The organism is Paludibacter sp. (assembly GCF_009712605.1).
Lineage (GTDB): Bacteria > Bacteroidota > Bacteroidia > Bacteroidales > Paludibacteraceae > Microbacter.
The window spans coordinates 470,995-490,968 of the sequence record NZ_WASO01000015.1 but is presented as its reverse complement, the minus strand read 5'-3'; the positions used below and the strand labels follow the sequence as shown (position 1 = coordinate 490,968).

The window sequence follows — 19,974 nt, the reverse complement described above, 5'->3', positions numbered from 1 at the left end:
GTATTTGATTTTTACAATTAACGCGAAACAATATCCACGTTGTCAATATAATAGATTGCTGTTTGCACTTGTTCGTCGGCTCCGGCAAGAGGAGGAGCTACCTGCTGATTCGGTGTAGTACGGTCAGGTTTATTTCGATAAGCTCCCGTGCAGAAAGAAAGTCGTTCTACGGACTTAACAGCCTCTGCCAACTGTGCATTTTTCAATACCGTTTCGCCATTAACCACGACACTATAATCTCCTTTCAAAGAGGCATTGACATCGATTGCAATCTCGTACCATTTTCCGGAAACATATTTCTGCAGCAATTTCGGCGTATTGCCGTCTTGTGCATACAAATTTCCATTTTCATTGAACCATAAACGTACCGGACGATTGCCATAACGGTCGTTCACGTCGATGCACAACATACCGTTGTTGTTCTGTTTAGGGTAGATCTTAAATTTTAGTCTTACATTCGTTCCTGTCTGGAAAATCCGAACCGCTTTGGCATAATCGTAAGGGTCGCTGTCGGCAAGTTCGAGACTCTTGTTTTTAGTGTCGGGAAACTCAACCACATTGACGGGCGCCCATTGCGGAGCATAGATATTCCAGTCTGGCACTGCACCGTTCACCTGAAGATTATCAAATGTATCATTTACATCTCCGGTTACTGCATAGCGTACAGAAAGCGGCACCCGGCTTACCCAGATATCTTCCTTGTTCACACTATAGGTGAGCCACATATCATTGCCCGGAGGATTACCGTTTCCCTCCACAATACCACGGGTATAGTTGGGACCAAAATCCTTCCAACGACCAAAGAAACGTCTGGCAGGCACTTCGCCGTGTACGACCAGCATATTATCGTAAATTATGCCATCATCGCCGGTTACCACAATCAAAGGATAACGATACTCCTGTGTAGCTATCGGATTGTAAACCATGGCAAAACGCCCGTCCTTCGTCTGCTGCCCCCAGTTTTTTCCTCCCGGCATAATCAGTGTCGGCGCTTTCACTGGATGAGAGACTGTTGCTCCTTCATTATCCGAAAGAGCGCACATCGATTTTTTCCATAGAAACACCACTTTACCGTCTTTACGATGATAGAAACTGGTTGCTTCCAGGCTGTCACGGGCCGCTCCAAGCGGAAAATAATTGTCGTCTTTACCGGTATCTTCGTCAAGCCATTGCAATGTCATTAGTTTGTCGGCCAGCAATGATTTACAAGCAACAACAAACCCTTTATCGGTCGATTTTGTATAAAACGGATAGCTGGTATTGCTTTCGTTCCAATTGTTATAACTGCTGTAACGGATAAAATAAATGGGGCCAAACGAGCCATCCTTGTAAACTTCGCGCACTACCCTGCCGATTCCGCCTTTACCGAAAGGATGTTCTGTGTGCCCATAAAAGCCCAGAACCAGCAAACGACCATCCGGAGCCACGTAAAAGCCCATCCGCTGATGCATCATGTAGCCGGTATAACCTTCGGGAATTTTAACCCCTGCCGGTGCTTTATATTCAGGGAAAACAACCTGAGGCTTTGACCAGTTTCGCCCATCAGGAGAGGTTGCCAGCATGGTGTGAACCGGAGCTACATGTTCGTCAATTGCACCGCTGATATATTGCAGAAAGAACCTCTTGTTCCAATATGCAATATTGGGAGCATGATTGTAGGTCCAACCAAAGTTGTCTGCCATTTCCGGATGCATACGGTTTGCCCGCAACACCTGACGGTTTTCCACTCCAACTGCCAAACGCAGTTTGCCATCGTGCACTGTAGGATCGGCAATTTCGCCACCTACATAACGCACAGGCTCGGCAAAACTTCCGGTTTGGGCAGATGTCATTACCGGAAATGCAATCAGCCCAAAGAATAGTATGAAAAGTTTATTCATCTGAGTTTTTTTATATCTGATACCGGAAAAACATTATAATTCCGGCAGATACATCAACAACGCGTAAATCAACAGCACCTGTCATTCTTTCAGAATGCAAATGCGAGAGCAGGATATTCTCCTTTTTTAGAGAAAGATGCAGGCAAGGTTACTTTGACAATGTCACCCACGACAGTCCATTTCACTTTTGTGCCGGAAGAGATCAACATCATTTTAGCTCCTTTTTTAGGCACATTCCCTTTCCACTCAACGGTTTTTGGAACTGATTGTCCTTCGGGCAGGCAAACCAAAGCGTACTGAGTTTTGCCATCTTTGCTCTGAGTAAAGAACGTATTGCCGTCTCTTAAAACAGAGCTGATGCGGGTTCCATAAATAGCCTGGCCATTAATTTTCATCCAGTCGCCTATCTGTTTCAAAATTTTTACTTCAGCAAGTTCAACAGTTCCGTCAGCACGTGGACCTACGCCCAACAACAAACTGCCGCCTTTAGCCACAATTTCTATCAGTTTATGAATCACCTTTTTCGGAGATTTATATTGTTCGTTAGGAACCCAGCCCCAGGCATTGCCCAATGTTATGCAACTTTCCCACGGGTGATCAAGTGCCTTGTCGGGAATAGTTTGTTCGGGTGTTTGATAGTTTTCATACGGGCCGGCTACTGTACGGTCGACCACCAGTAAGCCCGGTTGAGCTTTTCGGGCCATTGCGGCAATACGGGGAATGTCCACCTCCTGATTCCATGCGGGAATGGCTGCTCCCCAGGAACGCACTTCATCCGTTACTGTTTCCAACGGACGCACCCAGCCACCATCAAGCCAAAGCAAATCAATAGAACCGTAATTATTCATCAATTCACTGATTTGATTATAAGTAAACTGTTTGAAACGATTCCATTTCCATGGATACTTGCGTATGTCGTAATTGGTATTGCGATCCGGAGTCGCGTATTTCGACCACCAGAAATCCTGCGAATGCCAGTCGGGTTTTGAGAAATAAGCCCCGATCATGAAGCCCTGATCACGGAATGCCTGAAAAACATATTTTGCCACATCAGCACGGGGATTGGAAGCAAACGGACCGTTAGTTATTTTGAAGTCGGTCTGTTTAGTGTCAAACATGCAGAAACCGTCGTGATGTTTGGTTGTGAACACAACGTATTTCATGCCCGCATCTTTTGCGGCCAGAGCCCACTGTTCGGGATTGAATTTTACAGGATTGAAATCCTTTTTAAGTCCCCAGTACCACTGTTTGTATTCATCATACGTCATGGTACTGTCGCGTTCAATCCAAGGTTCAGAGCAAATTTGCCACGACTCGATAATGCCGGGCACTGCATATAATCCCCAATGAATCAACATTCCAAACTTCTGATCCTGCCAGGTGTCCAGCTTAGTCCTCACTTCGGGATCAGTAGGCCATTGGTAAGTTGACGACTGGTGATGCAGATTATTTTCCTGAGCACAAAGATCAACAGGAAACAATATTACCGCAAAAATCAAATAAATAAACTGTCTCATAAATATTTCAAAATAAAAAGCTAATAATCATCGTCTCGTTTCATCAAAAGTTAGCTCCTCCGGTATCCCACCACACACGTGTTCCCCCGGTATCCGGTCCTCCTAGCAAGAGCAGACCGCCTGCAATTCCATCAGGATTCGTCAGGTACTCATCATCGGGATAAGGCGTTCGACGTACAAAATCTTTGGTACTGATGGTTCCTCCGCTATAATTCACTACTACCGGCAACAGTTTCGGATAGCCGGTACGCCGGAATTCGGACCATGCTTCCTGCCCGTCAGGGAAAAGGGCAATCCATTTTTGGGTAATAATCCGTTCCAGTTTTTGCTCCTGAGTTGCACTCTCATCCCACTTAATTGTAATATTGCTGGAAGGAGCAAAATTATTTGTCGCATTCTTTGGATCAACGTAAGACGCAAATGTACTTGTACTGTCATTCGAGTAAACCGGATAGTTACTTGACAATCCGTATTGGCTTAAAGACAGGTTTATCCCCTGATTATAGAAATAAGCCGCAGTCCCCCTCATATTCCATCCTCTCAGAGCTCCTTCTGCTCTAAGGAATGCCACTTCAGCAGCGGTCATTATCTGCACATATTTTGTTGTCTCATACATGGAACCGATACTTGCAAAATCCACATATGTGCTCTTCGAGGGGATGTCAATACCCTGACGAATGCCTACATATTTACCCGCTATAGAAACGTCGGTTGCCGGGCTGAAATAGATGGGCAAACGGGGATCTTTATATCCACCCAAAATTGAACCCATCGTAGCACACATACGGGAGTCGCTCCACCCATTACTGAAAGTCCATAATGGATGTGTATAACTGTTGAGAGCCACCATGAAATTATCACTGTTATCTTCAATCACACCATAAGACTGACTCACAGCTTTTTCAGCTTCAAGTTTCGCTTTTGCGGGATCCACTTTTGAGATACGTATGGCCAGACGGAGCCGCAGAGAGTTGGCTGCTCTGATCCATTTCACCACATTGCCGCCGTAAACAAGGTCAAACTTTTTGAAAACGCCTGTACTTTGCCCCGCATATGAACTGAGCATATTAATGGCCGAATCCAGTTCTGAGAAGAACGAGTAATAAACTTTTTGTTGTGAATCGTAATTGATGATAGCATCAGAAGATCCATAATTGCTGTAAATAATCGGCCCATAATCATCTGTCACCCTGTGCATGGAAAAAATTTTCAGAACCGTTGCCCATGCATAAAAATTCGGATATTGTTTATCTATCTTTAAGCGCTGGAAGTTGAGAATTATCGGCATTACGTTCGCGTAATCGTTGTTCCAGCGATTGCTATACCATACAAATTTATAAGTCAGGTTGTTCCTGTTCGACATAAATGGAGTCGGAGTAACCATGTATTGAGCAAATGCATCTCCGGTCAGGTTTTGCTCTACCTGCAGGTCTCCGTAGATGGTATATATATATTGCTGTAAACCATAAAAATAATTGCCCACAATCATATTATCCTGCAACAAATCCTGCTGCGTCACACCGTAAGGATTGGTATTCGTCTCCTCAAAAGTACCGGTACAACTTCCAAGGATTAGTATCAACAAGGGTAAAAATAATATGTTGCGCATTTTTGCCACAATACAACAATTACATGTTCAGTTTAAGATTAAATGCATAGCTTCTTACAGGAGGCAATCCGAAATTTTCCACAGCCTGTGTTCCATTACCCGTACTGATTGTCATGTTGGGATTCCCGGGTGCCTTTTTGTAAAAGAAGAACAGGTTCGATGTAATCAATGAAAGTGTAAGATCTTTGAACCATCGGTTTTTTGCCTTATTAAAGCTAAATGTATATCCTAACGCAGCCTGACGCAAACGTACATTAGTAGCGTCATAAACGTATTGCTCCATTATACCTCCGCGACCTGCCGTTCCCGTATAATATTCCTTCGCATCAACCATCCCCGACCAGGGCGTTCCATCGGTCATTACTCCTGACACATAAACTCCTCCCGCATTTCTGGCATCCGCAGTAACCTTGGTAACTCCATTGCGATCAAGATAAGCCTGTGTCATTGAAATATACTTACCGCCAAACTTACCATCGACAATAAAACTAAACTGAATATTCTTATATGCAAACTTATTATTCCATCCCAACATCCAGGCCGGATTCGCATTCCCTACTTTTTTTTCTATAGTTGTTTTGACCGGCACATGACGATCGTCAAGCACAATATTGCCTTTCGCATCACGAACATATGCAAATGTATAAAGATCTCCCATCGAGCCTCCGGTCACTACCTTCATATCATAACCCTCTCCTCCCCCAGGAATGGTATAATAGCCGGTTAACTGATTACCCAATGTTGTGATTTTATTATGGTTCGAACTAAAATTCACAATCGAGTTCCAGATAAACGTTTTGTTTGATACCGGCGTTGCTGTCATAGCAATCTCAACTCCCTTCGTTCGAACATTTCCTGCATTGACATAATATGCTGTATATCCAGACCCCGATGGCGCCTGCAATTGCAGATACTGATCTCGGTTTTCAATCTGATAACAAGTAAAGTCTATACCCAACCGGTTACTAAACAGTCTGAGTTCCAAGCCGGCTTCATAATTATCAGACATTTCAGGCTTTAGTTCCGTAAACGACTTCACAAAACTACCGGTATAGCCGTTGGAAGAAACACTACCGGTCACGTTGGTCATAAACGACGGGATTTCGTTACTGACTTCTGCAAATGAAGCTCTTAACTTAGCAAAACTAACAAATTTAGGCAACCTTAGCATCTGACTCATGATCAAAGACACTCCGACTGAAGGGTAAAAATAAGCCAGATGTCCTGTAAACGCCAATGATGAAGCCCAGTCGTTACGCCCGGACAAATCTAAATACAGCAATCCTTTGTAACCCAGTGATATATTTCCAAAAACCGATTCTTTAGCAATCCGTGATGAAATCGTTTGGGAGTTATTAAATGCTAATAGAGATGCTATGTTTTGTATTGTAAAATTATTGACGATAGTCAGTCCGTAAACATTGCTATCTATATAAAGACCATCACCCACTACTTTTTTCTGATACGCTGCACCTAATACAGCATGAAGGTCAATATTTTTTGAAATCGGGTTATCAAATGTCAGTAAAACATCTCCGTACGCTTGCCAACTGTCGAGATTTGAGTAAATATAACGGCCGTTGTCACTCACCAACACAGGACTGGAAGTAGCTTTCGCCTTCATTTCATACAGCTGATTAGTATAATCATAGTTACCACGTGCTGAGATTGTCACCCCCTTCATCAGATTATATTTCAGAGTAACATTACCTATTATACGTTTCGTTTTTGTATCATCCGGATCATTGTTCAATATCCAGTAAGGATTCATCTCTCCTTCTGCATTACCCGTTATCGGCCAGTTTTGAGCCATTATATTACGGGTAGTATTTAGTTTCTGATAATTGTTCTTGTAATATGTAAAGTCGAGTCCCCTGGGAAAATTATACAATCCCAAAAGAGGATTCCAGTAATACCCGTTCAATATAGTATTATGAAGGCTTTCGGTTGTCAGCATCACATTTGACGAAACCGAGAGCCGGTTTTCGAGGAATGCCGAAGTTTGACGGAAACTGACATTGTTCTTCGCATAGCTGTTGGTAGGCATTACGCCCGAGGAGAAAGCATTGCCATAAGAAAAATAAGTCGTCATTCTGTCGTTACCTCCGCTCAAAGCAATACTGTTTTGAATCGTGGTTCCTGTATTAAAAAAATCTTTGATTATATTCTTGTAATTCCCTTTTGCGCCCCAGCTGTCATCCGCACCCAATGACGTTTGTCCATATTCATACTGTAACTGAGGATATTCTGAAACAGATGTAAACTTAACACCCGAATTCAAGGTAATTTTAGTATTCCCTGCTATCCCTTTTTTTGTGGTAATCAGAATTACTCCGTTTGAGCCCTGACTACCATAAAGAGCCGCCGCATTTGCACCTTTCAGTATGGTCATGCTTTCAATTTCGTCAGGATTTATATTGGATAATCCATCACCACTGTCACGACCGGAATAAAATCCATACGGATCTGATGTCTGGTAATTAGATACCGGAACCCCGTCAATGACAAAGAGAGGCTGGTTGGTTGATGTAATGTTTTTGGGTCCTCTTAAAGTAATTTTGGTTGAACCTCCGGCTCCCGATTCACTTTGCAATAAGTTAATACCTGATACTGTTCCACTCAGGCTTGAAGCCAAATTCATATCTCTCCCTTTTGATATTTCATCCGCGTCAATAGATTGAGATGAATAAGGAAGCGATTTTTTATCTCTTTTAATATCTAATGCAGTTACTACTACTTCACCCATTTCGCGGTCATCTTGTTGCATTTGCACTTTCATGCCATTATATGCAGGTAACTCCAAAGGTAACATTCCCAGACATGAGAATTGTAACGTTTTTGTATCTGCCGGGATATTGAGTGAAAATCGCCCGTTTTCGTCGGTAATAGTTCCAACCCGGGACCGTCTCTCTCTCACTACTACGTTCTGCATCGGTTGGCCGTTTTCATCAGTAACAGTACCATTCACTTTTCGATCTACTGTGGTAGTCTGGTTTTGTTGCGACAGGCTAAAATTAGTTTTTCTGGTAATGACTATATGATCAGACTTCAGTTCATAACAAACCTGCTGACCGGCAAGTATAGCGTCGAGCGCCTCGTCTATTGATTTTGACTGTAACTTCACAGACACACTCTTATTCAGATCTACATCACGGGTATTGAACCACAGAGAAAGATCTGTTTGTTTTTGTAAGACTTCCAATGCTGTTTTTACAGTGGCATTTTGAAGAGTTATGGTCACTTTTTTAACCTGGGCGAATACCACAGTTGAGTAACAAATCACAGCTAATATCAATAAACGCTTCATCGTTTTGGGTTAGTGTAGATTATTAAGCAAATATAGTACGAATACTTTTACTTATCTGATCGGGAAGTCGTTTTATTGAATTGCGTTTCCTTTATAATCATCTCGTTTTCACCAACACTCGGTTATCAATATACAACTCATTGAATATCAACAGAGATAAAAAACATCTGTTTTTTTACTTAAATAGCCCTTCCGCAAATAAATTGCGAAAGGGCATGAAAATCTATCCTGCATGCTTTTCTTTCTCTCTGGCTATACTCTCCATCAACACATCCTCATTACTCTACACACAATCAACAACACATAGATGAGGATTCATCAGCACTTTCAATTAGCGAGAAAAATATATTTACCAACAGACTATACGAGATAAATGATGGGTATTTGTTCCTAAATCTGTCAGCTATACTATATTAATTCATAGGTTTACACAGAATAGACCTTTAAGAAGAGTCCACTCCCATAAAAGGAAGTGCACTCATTTTTTTGAATTAGAAGTTTGAGGCTGCTCCGGTATCCCACCACAAACGGGTAGAAATTTTATCCGGGCCACCAAGCTTTGTAATTGCATCGGCAACACCAGCTGCATTACTTGTTCTTTCACTATCTACAAACGGCATACGTTTGATGAAATCGGTAGCGCCAATTGTTCCCCATGTATCATTGCTGTCATTTTTAGCATTGAAAGGCAATTTAGGATAACCGGTTCTACGCATATCAACCCATGCTTCGAGTGAATTGGTAAATGTATTAATCCACTTTTGAGTAATAATTTTTTCCAATTTCAATTCAATAGGATCTGCATTATTCCATGCCACGGTCACAGTTGAACGAGTGGTAAAACTATTTCTGCTGTCTTTTGGGTCGATATAATTGATAGGAGTGCTTGTTGCATCAGCAAGGTATGCATCTACACCACCTGCGCCCCAATCAGAAAACGACAGTTTAACACCTGTTTCATAATCAGTTTTAGCATCACCTGCGCCAGCCCAACCTCTTAACGCAGCTTCTGCCATCAAGAAATAGGTTTCAGCAGCAGTAAAGTGCTTTCTGTAAGTTACAGAACTGAAGCTGGCATTAATTTTAGAGAAATTGATATGCTGGCCTTTGCTATCAAGATAAGCGCCATTACGAATACCCTTGTAAGGATATGAAGGATGATCAGAATATAAAGTATTATCAGCAGCTGGTTGGAAATATTTAGCAATACGTCCATCATTCAACCCAACGAGGAATGATTCCATTGCAGCATCCATGCGAGTATCATCCCAATCGAAACAAATGGTAGCAAGCGGCAATTTACTTCCATTTAAGCTGGTGGTAAAATTATATTTGTTATCTGTAATCAGACCGGCTGCATCAGCGAGTGCTTTTTCACCCTGAGTTTTTGCTAAAGCCGGTGCCACTTTTGCTAAACGGATAGCCAGTCTCAAACGCAATGAATTAACTAGTCTCATCCAGCTTGGAATATCTCCATTATAGCTGGCATCGAATTTTTTGAAACCAGTGTAAGCACTGTTAGCCTTGAAATCAGCCTGAATAGTATCTAACTGAGCAAAGAAAGTGTTATACAAATCCGATTCTTTATCATAAAGAACAGTTGAACCCTGAGTTCCATATTTAGAATAGATAAGCGGACCATAAATAGCAGTTGCTTTAGACATAACCAAGACACGTGCTAATTTTGCCCAGTCTGCAAACATTGGCAAATTATATTTCTTGGCATTTTCAATCACTTTCTTAGTTGCAGACATAACTGTATATGCTCTTTCACTCCAGAAAGTATTCCAAGTAGGATAATAAGTGGTATTATTAATTCCACTGGCAAAAGGAGTTCCGGTTGCCATTTGACGGGCAAAGCAATCGTTTAACAAATTATCATCAACCTGAAAGCCAGATAAGTTAGAAAGTATGCTGGAAAAAGGAGAGCCCAATAAATTATTATCCTGAGTTAGCATTTGCTCTGAAAGCGTATACGGGTTTTCATTCTCTGTCACAAAGTTGCCGGTACAAGCAACCAGAGAAACCAACATAAATGCTGAAAATATTATTTTTTTCATAAAATTGTACATTTTAAATGTTAGAAATTAACCTTCAAGTTGATTCCATAATACCGTGATGCCGGCATACTGAAGACTTCATTAGACTGCATCGAATTGCTTGTGCTCATCGCACTTTCCGGATCGTATGGAGCTTTTTTGTAGAAGAAGAACAAATCTCTACCTACTAAAGATACTGAAGCATCCTGCAATGGCAAGTGAAGTTTCTTAACATTAATATTGTAGCCGATTGAGAGCTGTGACAAACGAACATTTGTCCTGGAATATACATAAGGCTCCATGATGCCGTTTCTATCACCTACTACTGAATAGTATTTTACGGGATCGACCTGATTAACAGCAGTAGTTCCCTGAATTGCATTAACGGCAACATAACCTAAATCTCTGGCATCACCAGTAGTTTTACTTACTCCATAAGAATCAAGGAATGCTTGTGTTTTAGAGATACAAACGCCGCCAAATTTACCGGTTACAAGCATACTCAAAAAGAAGTCTTTATATGAAACGGAGTTGTTCCATCCCAAATTCCATTTTGAGTTTACGTTTCCTGCATAAGTCTGTGTTCCTTCTGCAGTTGGTTTGCCATTTGCATCTAAAATGATCTGACCTGCGCTATTGCGAGCGAAATGATATACATAAAGGTCATTGAAAGAACCGCCTGCTTTAAGAATAGTCTTAAAACCTTCATCATTACTACCTATTGCATAATTAGGGTCTGAAGCAATTAACTCTTCAATTTTATTCGTATTCATTGAATAGTTGACGGATGTTTTCCAACCAAAAGTTCTTGACTTAATAGGTTCTGCATCAAGAGTCAATTCAAATCCTTTGTTTACTAATTTTCCTACATTCAGGAACTGATAATCATAGCCTGAACCTGACGGAGCCGAAACCTGAACAAATTGGTTTTTGCTTACATCATAATAGTATGTTGCTTCCATACCAATACGACCGCTCAAAAATCTCATTTCAGCACCAACTTCGTTACTTGTTATCATTTCCGGTTTAGCATTGTTGAATGGAGCATAAGTAGGAGCTGTTGTTCCACCTGTTTTGTTGGCTACTGTATACCATTTTTCAATTTTATTGAAAGGCACATCATTTGCAGTATTAGACCAAGAAGCACGTACTTTAGCAAAAGAAATTGCTTCCGGTAATTTGACCATTTGGCTAATAATACCGGTAAGACCTACTGCAGGATAGAAATAAGAATCATTTGGAGTTAATGAGAGAGTCGAAGCCCAGTCATTTCTACCAGATAAATCTAAATACAACATATCCTTATATCCTAACTGAACATTAGCAAAAGCACCTTCTTTGATTGATCTGTCAATTGTATTTTGTACAATTGCTGCAGCAGGAAGATTTTGTAATGCAAAGAAATTCGGGAAAATCAAGCCATCACCTGCGTTAGAATTTGCAGAAATACCATTGCTAAAAGTGTTGTTTTGATAAGCCAACCCCGCTAAAGCGGTTACACTCAGCTTACCAAATGTATTGTTGTAACTTACAATTCCATCCGTATATAATGCCTGGTCGTTATAATTGGCATAAGTCCAGCTGCCTGTCGGTTTTACTGAAACAGAGTTACCTCCGGCTGCTAAACGATAATCTTGCAGCTTATCAGCATAGTCAATATTACCACGAACTTCCAATTTCAGGTGTTTGTTTATCTCATAGCTTGCTTTCATATTAGCGATTACACGCTTTGTTTGATCAAGTTTTGAATCTTCATTAAGAATCCAGTAGGGATTGTTTTCTTTTTCTTCAGAAGAGAACCAGTTCATTACATTCAAGTTTCTGTCTGAATTGAACTTAGCGTAATTTGTCTTGTAATAGTTGAAATCGCGTTCGCGAGGGAAAAGGTACAAACCTGTTAACGGGTTGTCATAATAACCTGCGCCCGGTCTGTTTTTAGTCTTTTCCTGAGCAAAAATGACACCTGAGCTCAGAGTCAATTTATCATTCAACAATTTAGTAGAAGAATTAAATGTAAAGTTGTTTTTTACATATGAGTTGGTAGGCATAGTTCCTTTAGCATAAGTATTTGCATAAGAGAAGTATACCTGTGTCTTAGCATTACCGCCAGTAACTGAAACTGAATTGATGGTATTTACGCCTGTTTGGAAGAAATTTTTCACATAATCTTTCTGATAGCTATCGCTTTTTGTAGTTGACCAGCTATAATCAGAACCATTTACAGCACCATATGTATATTGCAGTTTAGGTAACTGAGATACATTTTCAAAAATCGTACTTGAGCTGAAACTAACACTCACTTTGTCTGCTTTTCCCTTTTTGGTTGTAATCAAAACAACACCATTAGCACCCTGGCTACCATAAAGAATAGAAGCATTAGCTCCTTTCAGAATGTTGATGCTTTCAATATCGTCGGGGTTAATCTGAGACAAACCATCACCAGTATCTGTTCCTCCGTATGAACCCGGCTGGTCATGCTTGTTATTTACCATTGGGATACCGTCAATAACGTAAAGGGGTTCGCTAAGACCTGAAATAGATTTATTCCCTCTCAACACGGCTTTGGTTGAACCGCCGGCCCCGGAACTGCTTGTCTTAATATCGATACCTGCAGCTTTTCCACTCAAAGCATCCATGAAGTTCATATCGGAAGCTTTTTTGAGTTCGTCGCCACCAACCTGCTGAGACGCATAGGTAAGAGTCTTTTTATCGCGTTTAATACCTAAAGCAGTTACTACAACTTCTTTCATTTGCTTTGTATCCGACTTCAGTATTATTTTCATTCCGTTTTGAGGTGCAGCTTCTGTCGCAACCATCCCAACGTAGGAAAATACCAGTGTTTTAGCACCGGAAGGAACGTTGATAGAAAAAGCTCCATCAACATTGGTTACAGTACCCACAGAAGTTCCTTTTGCTACTACAGTAGCACCAATAACAGGCTGCCCGTCATCAGCAGAAACCACAGTACCAGTAATCTTTGTTTGAGCCGAGGCCCAACATATGCCTATGAATAGGCATAGCAAAGTCATTGTTTTTCTCATACCTGATAAAAAATTAAAATTAAAAATTGATGTGTGTGTCGCTCATATTATATGCTCCCGGGCAATGCAACAATAAAACCGTTACACATGCCACGGGATATAATATTCAATAATGTTTAAGCACTGACCTTTTCATCCGTCACATTTTCATCTCTCTTCACCCTCACATATTCAACCCCTCGCCAAAGTACCCGAATATTAAATCCGAGACATAACCTAAAAAAGTATTGAATTTATCTAAGCATATAATAGCTGTATGAGACTGCTATTGATTACTTAAAAAAACAATAGTATTTCCCTTTCTCGTATAGTGAAAGTTTTGTTTGGAAACAACAATATTCAATATATCATCCAAAGGCTGAGTTTTTTTGAACTTTCCGTAAAATCTCAAATGTTTAATTGCTTCGTCCTTAAATTTAACCGTCACATTGTATTCTCTTTCGATACAATGTGCAATCTGATCCAGCTCTTCATCGTCAAAGAGCAAATTACCACGCATCCATTCATTGGCGTTGCTGGCATCTACTTGCTTAACAACCAATTTACCCGATTGTTTATTCAGGCTTGCTTGTTGATCAGGCTTAAGGGTACATAAATCAGAAGGTACTTCCTGCGAGTCTGTAAGCCGTACAGAACCTTCCATCAGTGTCACATTTACTTTTGCATCTTCTCGATAAGATCTGACATCAAATTTGGTTCCGAGAACTTTGACCGAAACTTCGTTGCCACGGACTACAAAAGGACGGGACGGATTTTTTGTAACCTCGAAGTAAGCCTCTCCTGTAAGGGTTACCTTTCTGATTTTATCGTTAAAACTACTACCTTTATATGCCAGACTGCTTCCGGAGTTTAGCCAGACTTTTGTTCCGTCAGGAAGAACAGCCTGCTTTACAGATCCCCGTGGAGCAGAAATTATATTTTGCGCTTCGAGCTTGCTTTTTGACTGGTTATGTTGTAAAAAGAAGAAGATGGCCACAATGGGTATAATCAGAATAGCCGCTATCTTAGAAAATCCGATTACAAAGCGTCTCATCGCCGATTCCTTCTTCTCTGCAATATCAATGGAACTATGAATATTTTTCAGTACCGAATCAAAACGCTCTTTGTCTCCTATCGCATCATCATCAGTCAGGTTCCATTGCATTTTCATAATATCCGACAATTGCGCGTCGAACCCTTCTCTCCCGAAGAGCTCCTTCATTTTTTCCAGATCTTCTCTGGTGTAATTCCCTCTATAGTATTTCACAATCAAATTCTCCATTTTTGCCTTAATCTATATGTATAACGTTTTACTCTTTATTAACCCCTGCTCTGTTTGTAATTTTTTTTTCATCAAAATGCAATATTTATTTTCATGTCTGTACTTTTGTATGTATCCCGTAAAATACATTAAGTAACAAAAATAGCCGCTCATCTTCCAATTTAGACTTTTCTCATGTTAATTATTTATTTTTCAACGAGATTACTTCTTATTTCGAACTCTGAGAATTTGCTCTAACATTACACAGAAACTTATTCCGGCTTCTTTTTTCAAAAAAAATAACAACCAGAATCAAACATGCTATAAAACAGATTCGTTTAAAATAGAGGTAATTTGTCTATTTCTATTTTGCCAGCCGACTAATTATGCCGTGTTTTGCTTAAACACAAACACGGAATTTGTATTTGCAGCAAGGCAATAGCAATAAGCTACCTGCTGACATTAAAGAGAGGGGTGACGCTGTGGTTGCAATGAGAAGAAAATGACATTGCAAACCGTGCTATTCGAGGTGTAAATCTCAAATCGTTTATTCAACAAAAAGGAAATAGAAAAGGAGAGTCCAGATACCGTAATTGCTTAACTGCTTTTTCAGATAAGTCAGGGCTTTGGTTATATGGTCTTCCACGGTTTTTTCGCTAACACCTTGTCTTAATGCAATTTCTTTATTACTAAGACCTTTTTCTCTGCTCAACAGAAAAATTTCTTTCCGTTTCACAGGCAGTGTTTCCACAAGTTGTTCGTACTTTTGCCGCAGAAAAACATAGTCGGTTTGCTCTTCTGTATCGAGAGCATTTGAAACAGCCGACTCTGAAAGGTAATCGAGGTATTTTTGTTCGCTAAGCCGTTTTCTGAAAAGAGACATTACCGCATTTTTTGCAATCGTAAAAATAAATGCGTCAAAATTTGTATCCGATTTCAGCGAAAAACGCGCTTCCCATATTTTTATAAACACCTCCTGTACAATATCATACGCATCGTCTTCATTTTTAAGATAAGACACAGAAAACCGAAATATCTTTATGTGGTATAAAGCAAATATTTCATCTATCACTTTCTTATCGTCGCTACGCAAACGATCGGCAAAATTCTTTTCAGTGTTTATCATACAATTGGGCAATAGCAATCCGATACAAAACGGATTGTCACTCGGTCTCTTTATTTTTGGGAGAGAAGAACGGATCTTTAGTTCAAAGTCTAAATCTGATTATTAGTCAAATTTACCAACTCCGTGATAATAAAAACCAATAAGTGGTCGAATTCAATATGTAAAGTTATACATAATTTCAGTTGAAACTATAACCAGAACAAAAAAAATTATCACCACATTTTATTAATTAATGAGCCACCAAATGTTAAATAAAAGCAACTATATCACAAGAGCATATTAGTAAAAAACTTGTTAAAAACAACAACATCTACCATGTCTTATATTTTGATAGAAACAGCTGCCTTCACACCTAAAGCGGCTTTAGTTGCGGCCAATAACGGAGCCGATCGGATTGAGCTTTGTTCCGGTTTTGCTGAGGGAGGACTCTCTCCTTCTGTCGGAACCATTGAGCTCGTACGCGAATCCGTAAGCATTCCGTTCCATGTCTTGACTCGTCCACGGGTTGGCGATTTTGTTTACGACAACACCGAACTTTTAGCAATCGAAAAAGAGATTCAGATCTGCAAGAAGATGGGCGTTAACGGCGTCGTGATCGGTGTGCTTAACAGAGACGCCACCATCAATACGGAAGCTCTGAAACGATTAATCGACGTTGCACGACCCATGTCGGTTACCTTTCACCGCGCTTTCGATCAATGCGTCGATCCGCTTCAGGAACTGCAAAGGCTGATCGGATGCGGTGTTGAGCGGGTGCTCACCTCCGGTTGTGAAAACTCCGTTATGGAAGGACTGCCCATGCTACAACAACTGGTAGAAGCAGCCAAAGACAAAATTATCATCCTTCCGGGAGGTGGCATTACCCCCGACAATGCCAAAAACATCATTAACACGTTAGGGGTGAAAGAGCTTCACTTATCCGGAAAAAAACGGGTCGAAAGTCCGATGCAAGGATTGACCACACTGTCGCTTTGTTCTCCCGGCGAAGTAAAAGATTTCAGCTGGTACGAGTGCAACGGGGAAAATATTGCTGCCGTCAAAAAAGCCTTCGAATAGTCTACGTTCGCCAAAACCATTTGATTTTTGAGAAAAACATAGTGATCATCGTTACCAAAGCGGTGATCACCACTCCCTGCAAAAGCCCCCACCAGCCATCTGCACAAAATTTGAAAAAGAGAGGCAATAGTCCCAGAATATTGAACAGGGGATAGATAACCATATCGGCGCCCACGTAAGCAATCATCGGGTTTTGTCCCGAAAGCGTCAGAAATGAGGTTGCCTTGTGCCAGCCGAAGTAGTCGCACAGGACTGAGAACGTCATCAAAGCCATAAAGGCAAGTCCCGACGTAACAAAGAAATAGCTGAAGGTGGCGTAATCTTTACGAATACCGCCTTCAAACGCTTCGAAAAAGAGGCCCAACAAGAGCAACAACGCCCCGGCACGGAATAACTTGCGCCACAACAAAGCAAAAGATGACTCAGCACGACGTACCAAAAATCCTCCGCACACCAATAAAACAACAGTCGCACCCAGATTAAGCACCAAATGACGACTGAATAGTCCGTATAGGTTAACAACAATCAGAATAACTCCCAGCAAAGCCAATGCGCCAGCCATCGGTTTCTCTTTTTCTTTACCACTCTCAGAAGCCGGACGAATAAACCACTCCCGCACATACTCGCCCGCAATGGTTCCCGGAATGACAATAAAGAGGTATTTCAGAAAGTTGAATTTATACAACCATGGAAACGGAGAAAAATCGAACAACGCCTTTTGCCACGAGCCGTTGAAAGCATCGGTTGAACAGAGCAAAATGGCCATAATGAATAGCAAAACTGCCACCCGCAACCACGGACGTGTACGTGTCATCAGGTAGATAGCCGAGCCGAACACCGCCATATTGGCAAGCAGCAAAATAATAATATTACTGTAATTCAAGTCGAACTGTTTTCCATCGGCATACCGAACTGTCGCCAACATCACCACGGCAATCAGGTAAGCCCCCACTTTTACGGCATGATGCGTCCAAGTCGGCATCTGCGATGGCAGACGCATAAACATGGGAAACAGCAAGACAAAAGCGCTCAGAGTGGTAAACCAGGCCCGGTAATCCTGCGGATTGCTGAGTGAGAACGAGTACATGTGCTGGATGAAGATGGCGAAAAATGCCAGTTGCAGCCCACGAATCAACGAATCGAAAAGCAACTTACGGAGTGGCACCCCTTTCTCCGCTTTCGAGCCCAACGAAAAAGGCATGGCCGCACCCATTGAAAACAAAAAGAAGGGAAAAACCAGATCGACCCACGAGATACCGTAAATGGCCGGATTAAATATATGATCGGGTGGCGGCGTCTGCGCATGATACATCCAGGCCGGCAACGTATCGGCCACAGCACCCGACAATACCATTGTCAATATTGCATATCCCCGCAACGCGTCGATAGCGTTGGATCGTTTTTGAATTGCCATAAAAATCTATTTATAAATCATCGCTCGTTCCACCCAAACGTTATTGCCGGTCGATCTTGGATTGTTATCGCCGACCGTCACCAGTCGCAAGGTGTGCTTGCCGGGTGTCAGATTCAGTTCATGATAAAGATGAGCACGGTTACCAAAGTAGATGCCGGCTTCTTCACGGTAATAAAAATCGATCGTTTTGATATATTTACCATCAAGATAAACTTTTGCCATTCCTCCATTGTTGTGACAATAGCCTTCGAGAAGGATGGCTTTTCCGGTAAAGGACAGCGTACATTCATTGCCCGGAGTCACCGAGTTCTTGAAAACAGAGTTGTCACCACGCCCGATCACAAAATCTTTCCAGGCACCTTTGAAACTCCAGTCTTTCGGCTGTGTCACCACCGTTTCGTAGCTGTAACGAATATTTGGGAACGAATGTTCGAGCGGATAGAGAGCCACCGGTTGTTGCTCCCGGATTAAAAATGCACCGCCCGCCAATCGGCCTCCATTCTTTTGCACATTCTGTTTGGCATACTGAAAACAACGGTCGATGGCTTTGTGGAAAGTATAGTTGGTATAAATAAAATCCTTATCAGCAACCTCTTCGATATACTTTTTTGATTCGGCATCCAAAGTACCATATCCTTTCATTACGCCCAACACGCCTGCTGCAGTAGCCGCATTGCAATCGGTATCCTGCCCACACCGAACGGCAATTTCCATCGTTTTCAACATGTCACCATTACCGTAAAGAAGCGCCAGCACCACGTAAGCCCCATTAAACTTGGCATCTTCATTGAAAGGATGGTTAGGGACACAAATATCGGTTTCGCCCCATTTATCGGTAAACTCTTTCCAAGTTTTGCGCCAGTCGTCGGGATGCTGTTTGTAACCTGCCAGAATTTCCCGTACACATTGTGCGTACTGGCTTTTGGCCGGAATTGACTTCAACGCCTGACGGATCACCGTTTCTACATTGTTCTCGAAGAAAGCCTCTGTATGCATGGCGGCCACAAACGTTCCACCGTAAACGCCGTCGCCGTAGTTCATAATGTGCCCCAAGCGGTTGCACAAGCGTTCAGCAGTTTGAGGCATTCCCGGATTAATGAAGCCTGCAAAATCGGACTCGATCTGGAAATCGATATCATCGGCATGCATGTTGTATTTCGGATTGCCGCTCAGAGGAGGCATGATGCCCTTCCAATAGTTGCGACGAGCCATTCGATTGGCATGGCACAACTCGAATTTAGCATTAGCGAGCGAAGCCGCCACCGCTGAAGCCGGACAATTGAGTCCCAGGCTATCGATCACCATCATAAAACTCATCTGAGCGTATAAGTCGTCGTTGGCTAACGCCTCTTTTACCTTGGCCTTATCCCAGGGCACTTCACCTTCAAACAGTTCATTATCATGCACAAATTCAAAGGCTGCACCATATTCCACGCCAATCATTTTGCCAGCCCAACCGCCGGCCACTTTATCTTTATACGTCTCGAACGAGATATGCTTCAACGGCTGCTGTTGTCCGGCAAATGCCGACAACGAAAACAACAAAGCTCCTGCAATTATAATTTTCTTCATGTTGCTAAATTTTCGAGGAATTAAAATAGTTCATCTATTACCAATCAAATCTCACCTATATTCATTTTGACCTCTCCGGGATACTAAAACAAGAAAGCTCTCTGCTTTTTCAGGCCCGTTCCTCCTCTCTTCGGGAGAGGAGGTTAGGAGGAGAAGTCTGTTTTTTTTTGTAA

11 protein-coding genes are annotated in these 19,974 nt (G+C 41.6%); 1 reads left to right on the top strand and 10 read right to left on the bottom strand.

All coding sequences use genetic code 11. The annotated features are described in order from the left end of the window. Positions 1-17: 17 nt before the first annotated feature. The 8 genes from F8N35_RS14425 to F8N35_RS14390 all read right to left on the bottom strand — a co-directional run bounded on the left by F8N35_RS14425 (position 18) and on the right by F8N35_RS14390 (position 15,759). Complete coding sequence (locus tag F8N35_RS14425) at positions 18-1,880, bottom strand: hypothetical protein (RefSeq protein ID WP_293054519.1); 1,863 nt, start codon at positions 1,878-1,880, stop codon at positions 18-20. A gap of 89 nt (positions 1,881-1,969) precedes the next feature. Next, positions 1,970-3,397 (bottom strand): alpha-L-fucosidase, encoded by a 1,428-nt coding sequence (locus F8N35_RS14420; RefSeq protein WP_293054516.1) that lies wholly within the window; start codon positions 3,395-3,397, stop codon positions 1,970-1,972. Between the two features lie 43 nt (positions 3,398-3,440). Continuing rightward, positions 3,441-5,006 carry a RagB/SusD family nutrient uptake outer membrane protein gene (locus tag F8N35_RS14415; protein ID WP_293054513.1) on the bottom strand — a complete coding sequence of 522 codons (1,566 nt, stop codon included), beginning with the start codon at positions 5,004-5,006 and terminating at the stop codon, positions 3,441-3,443. Between the two features lie 19 nt (positions 5,007-5,025). Continuing rightward, positions 5,026-8,313 (bottom strand): SusC/RagA family TonB-linked outer membrane protein, encoded by a 3,288-nt coding sequence (locus tag F8N35_RS14410; protein WP_293054511.1) that lies wholly within the window; start codon positions 8,311-8,313, stop codon positions 5,026-5,028. A 491-nt stretch (positions 8,314-8,804) separates the two neighbouring features. Then, a complete protein-coding gene (locus F8N35_RS14405; protein WP_293054509.1) occupies positions 8,805-10,373 on the bottom strand; it encodes a SusD/RagB family nutrient-binding outer membrane lipoprotein in 1,569 nt (522 codons plus the stop codon). Between the two features lie 20 nt (positions 10,374-10,393). Then, on the bottom strand, positions 10,394-13,393 hold the full coding sequence (locus F8N35_RS14400) for a SusC/RagA family TonB-linked outer membrane protein (RefSeq protein ID WP_293054506.1): 3,000 nt from the start codon (positions 13,391-13,393) through the stop codon (positions 10,394-10,396). 265 nt (positions 13,394-13,658) lie between these two features. Continuing rightward, on the bottom strand, positions 13,659-14,654 hold the full coding sequence (locus tag F8N35_RS14395; RefSeq protein ID WP_293054503.1) for a FecR domain-containing protein: 996 nt from the start codon (positions 14,652-14,654) through the stop codon (positions 13,659-13,661). A 526-nt stretch (positions 14,655-15,180) separates the two neighbouring features. Then, the gene (locus F8N35_RS14390; protein WP_293054500.1) at positions 15,181-15,759 is read right to left on the bottom strand and encodes an RNA polymerase sigma-70 factor; all 579 of its coding nucleotides are present in this window, start codon (positions 15,757-15,759) and stop codon (positions 15,181-15,183) included. Between the two features lie 315 nt (positions 15,760-16,074). On the opposite strand from F8N35_RS14390, the gene F8N35_RS14385 reads away from it, so the two are divergent. Further along, entirely contained in the window at positions 16,075-16,815 is a 741-nt protein-coding gene (locus F8N35_RS14385) for a copper homeostasis protein CutC (protein ID WP_293054497.1), read from the top strand. A 1-nt stretch (position 16,816) separates the two neighbouring features. Here F8N35_RS14385 and F8N35_RS14380 read toward each other — a convergent pair whose 3' ends face one another. After that, complete coding sequence (locus F8N35_RS14380) at positions 16,817-18,223, bottom strand: DUF5009 domain-containing protein (protein ID WP_293054591.1); 1,407 nt, start codon at positions 18,221-18,223, stop codon at positions 16,817-16,819. 12 nt (positions 18,224-18,235) lie between these two features. Further along, positions 18,236-19,801: an ADP-ribosylglycohydrolase family protein gene (locus F8N35_RS14375; RefSeq protein WP_293054494.1), complete on the bottom strand. Its 1,566-nt coding sequence runs from the start codon at positions 19,799-19,801 to the stop codon at positions 18,236-18,238. Positions 19,802-19,974 lie beyond the last annotated feature (173 nt).

Coding starts and splice junctions, on each gene's coding strand:
- F8N35_RS14425 (WP_293054519.1), bottom strand. CDS start 1,880: ATGAATAAACTTTTCATACTATTCTTTGGGCTGATTGCATTTCCGGTA.
- F8N35_RS14420 (WP_293054516.1), bottom strand. CDS start 3,397: ATGAGACAGTTTATTTATTTGATTTTTGCGGTAATATTGTTTCCTGTT.
- F8N35_RS14415 (WP_293054513.1), bottom strand. CDS start 5,006: ATGCGCAACATATTATTTTTACCCTTGTTGATACTAATCCTTGGAAGT.
- F8N35_RS14410 (WP_293054511.1), bottom strand. CDS start 8,313: ATGAAGCGTTTATTGATATTAGCTGTGATTTGTTACTCAACTGTGGTA.
- F8N35_RS14405 (WP_293054509.1), bottom strand. CDS start 10,373: ATGAAAAAAATAATATTTTCAGCATTTATGTTGGTTTCTCTGGTTGCT.
- F8N35_RS14400 (WP_293054506.1), bottom strand. CDS start 13,393: ATGAGAAAAACAATGACTTTGCTATGCCTATTCATAGGCATATGTTGG.
- F8N35_RS14395 (WP_293054503.1), bottom strand. CDS start 14,654: ATGGAGAATTTGATTGTGAAATACTATAGAGGGAATTACACCAGAGAA.
- F8N35_RS14390 (WP_293054500.1), bottom strand. CDS start 15,759: ATGATAAACACTGAAAAGAATTTTGCCGATCGTTTGCGTAGCGACGAT.
- F8N35_RS14385 (WP_293054497.1), top strand. CDS start 16,075: ATGTCTTATATTTTGATAGAAACAGCTGCCTTCACACCTAAAGCGGCT.
- F8N35_RS14375 (WP_293054494.1), bottom strand. CDS start 19,801: ATGAAGAAAATTATAATTGCAGGAGCTTTGTTGTTTTCGTTGTCGGCA.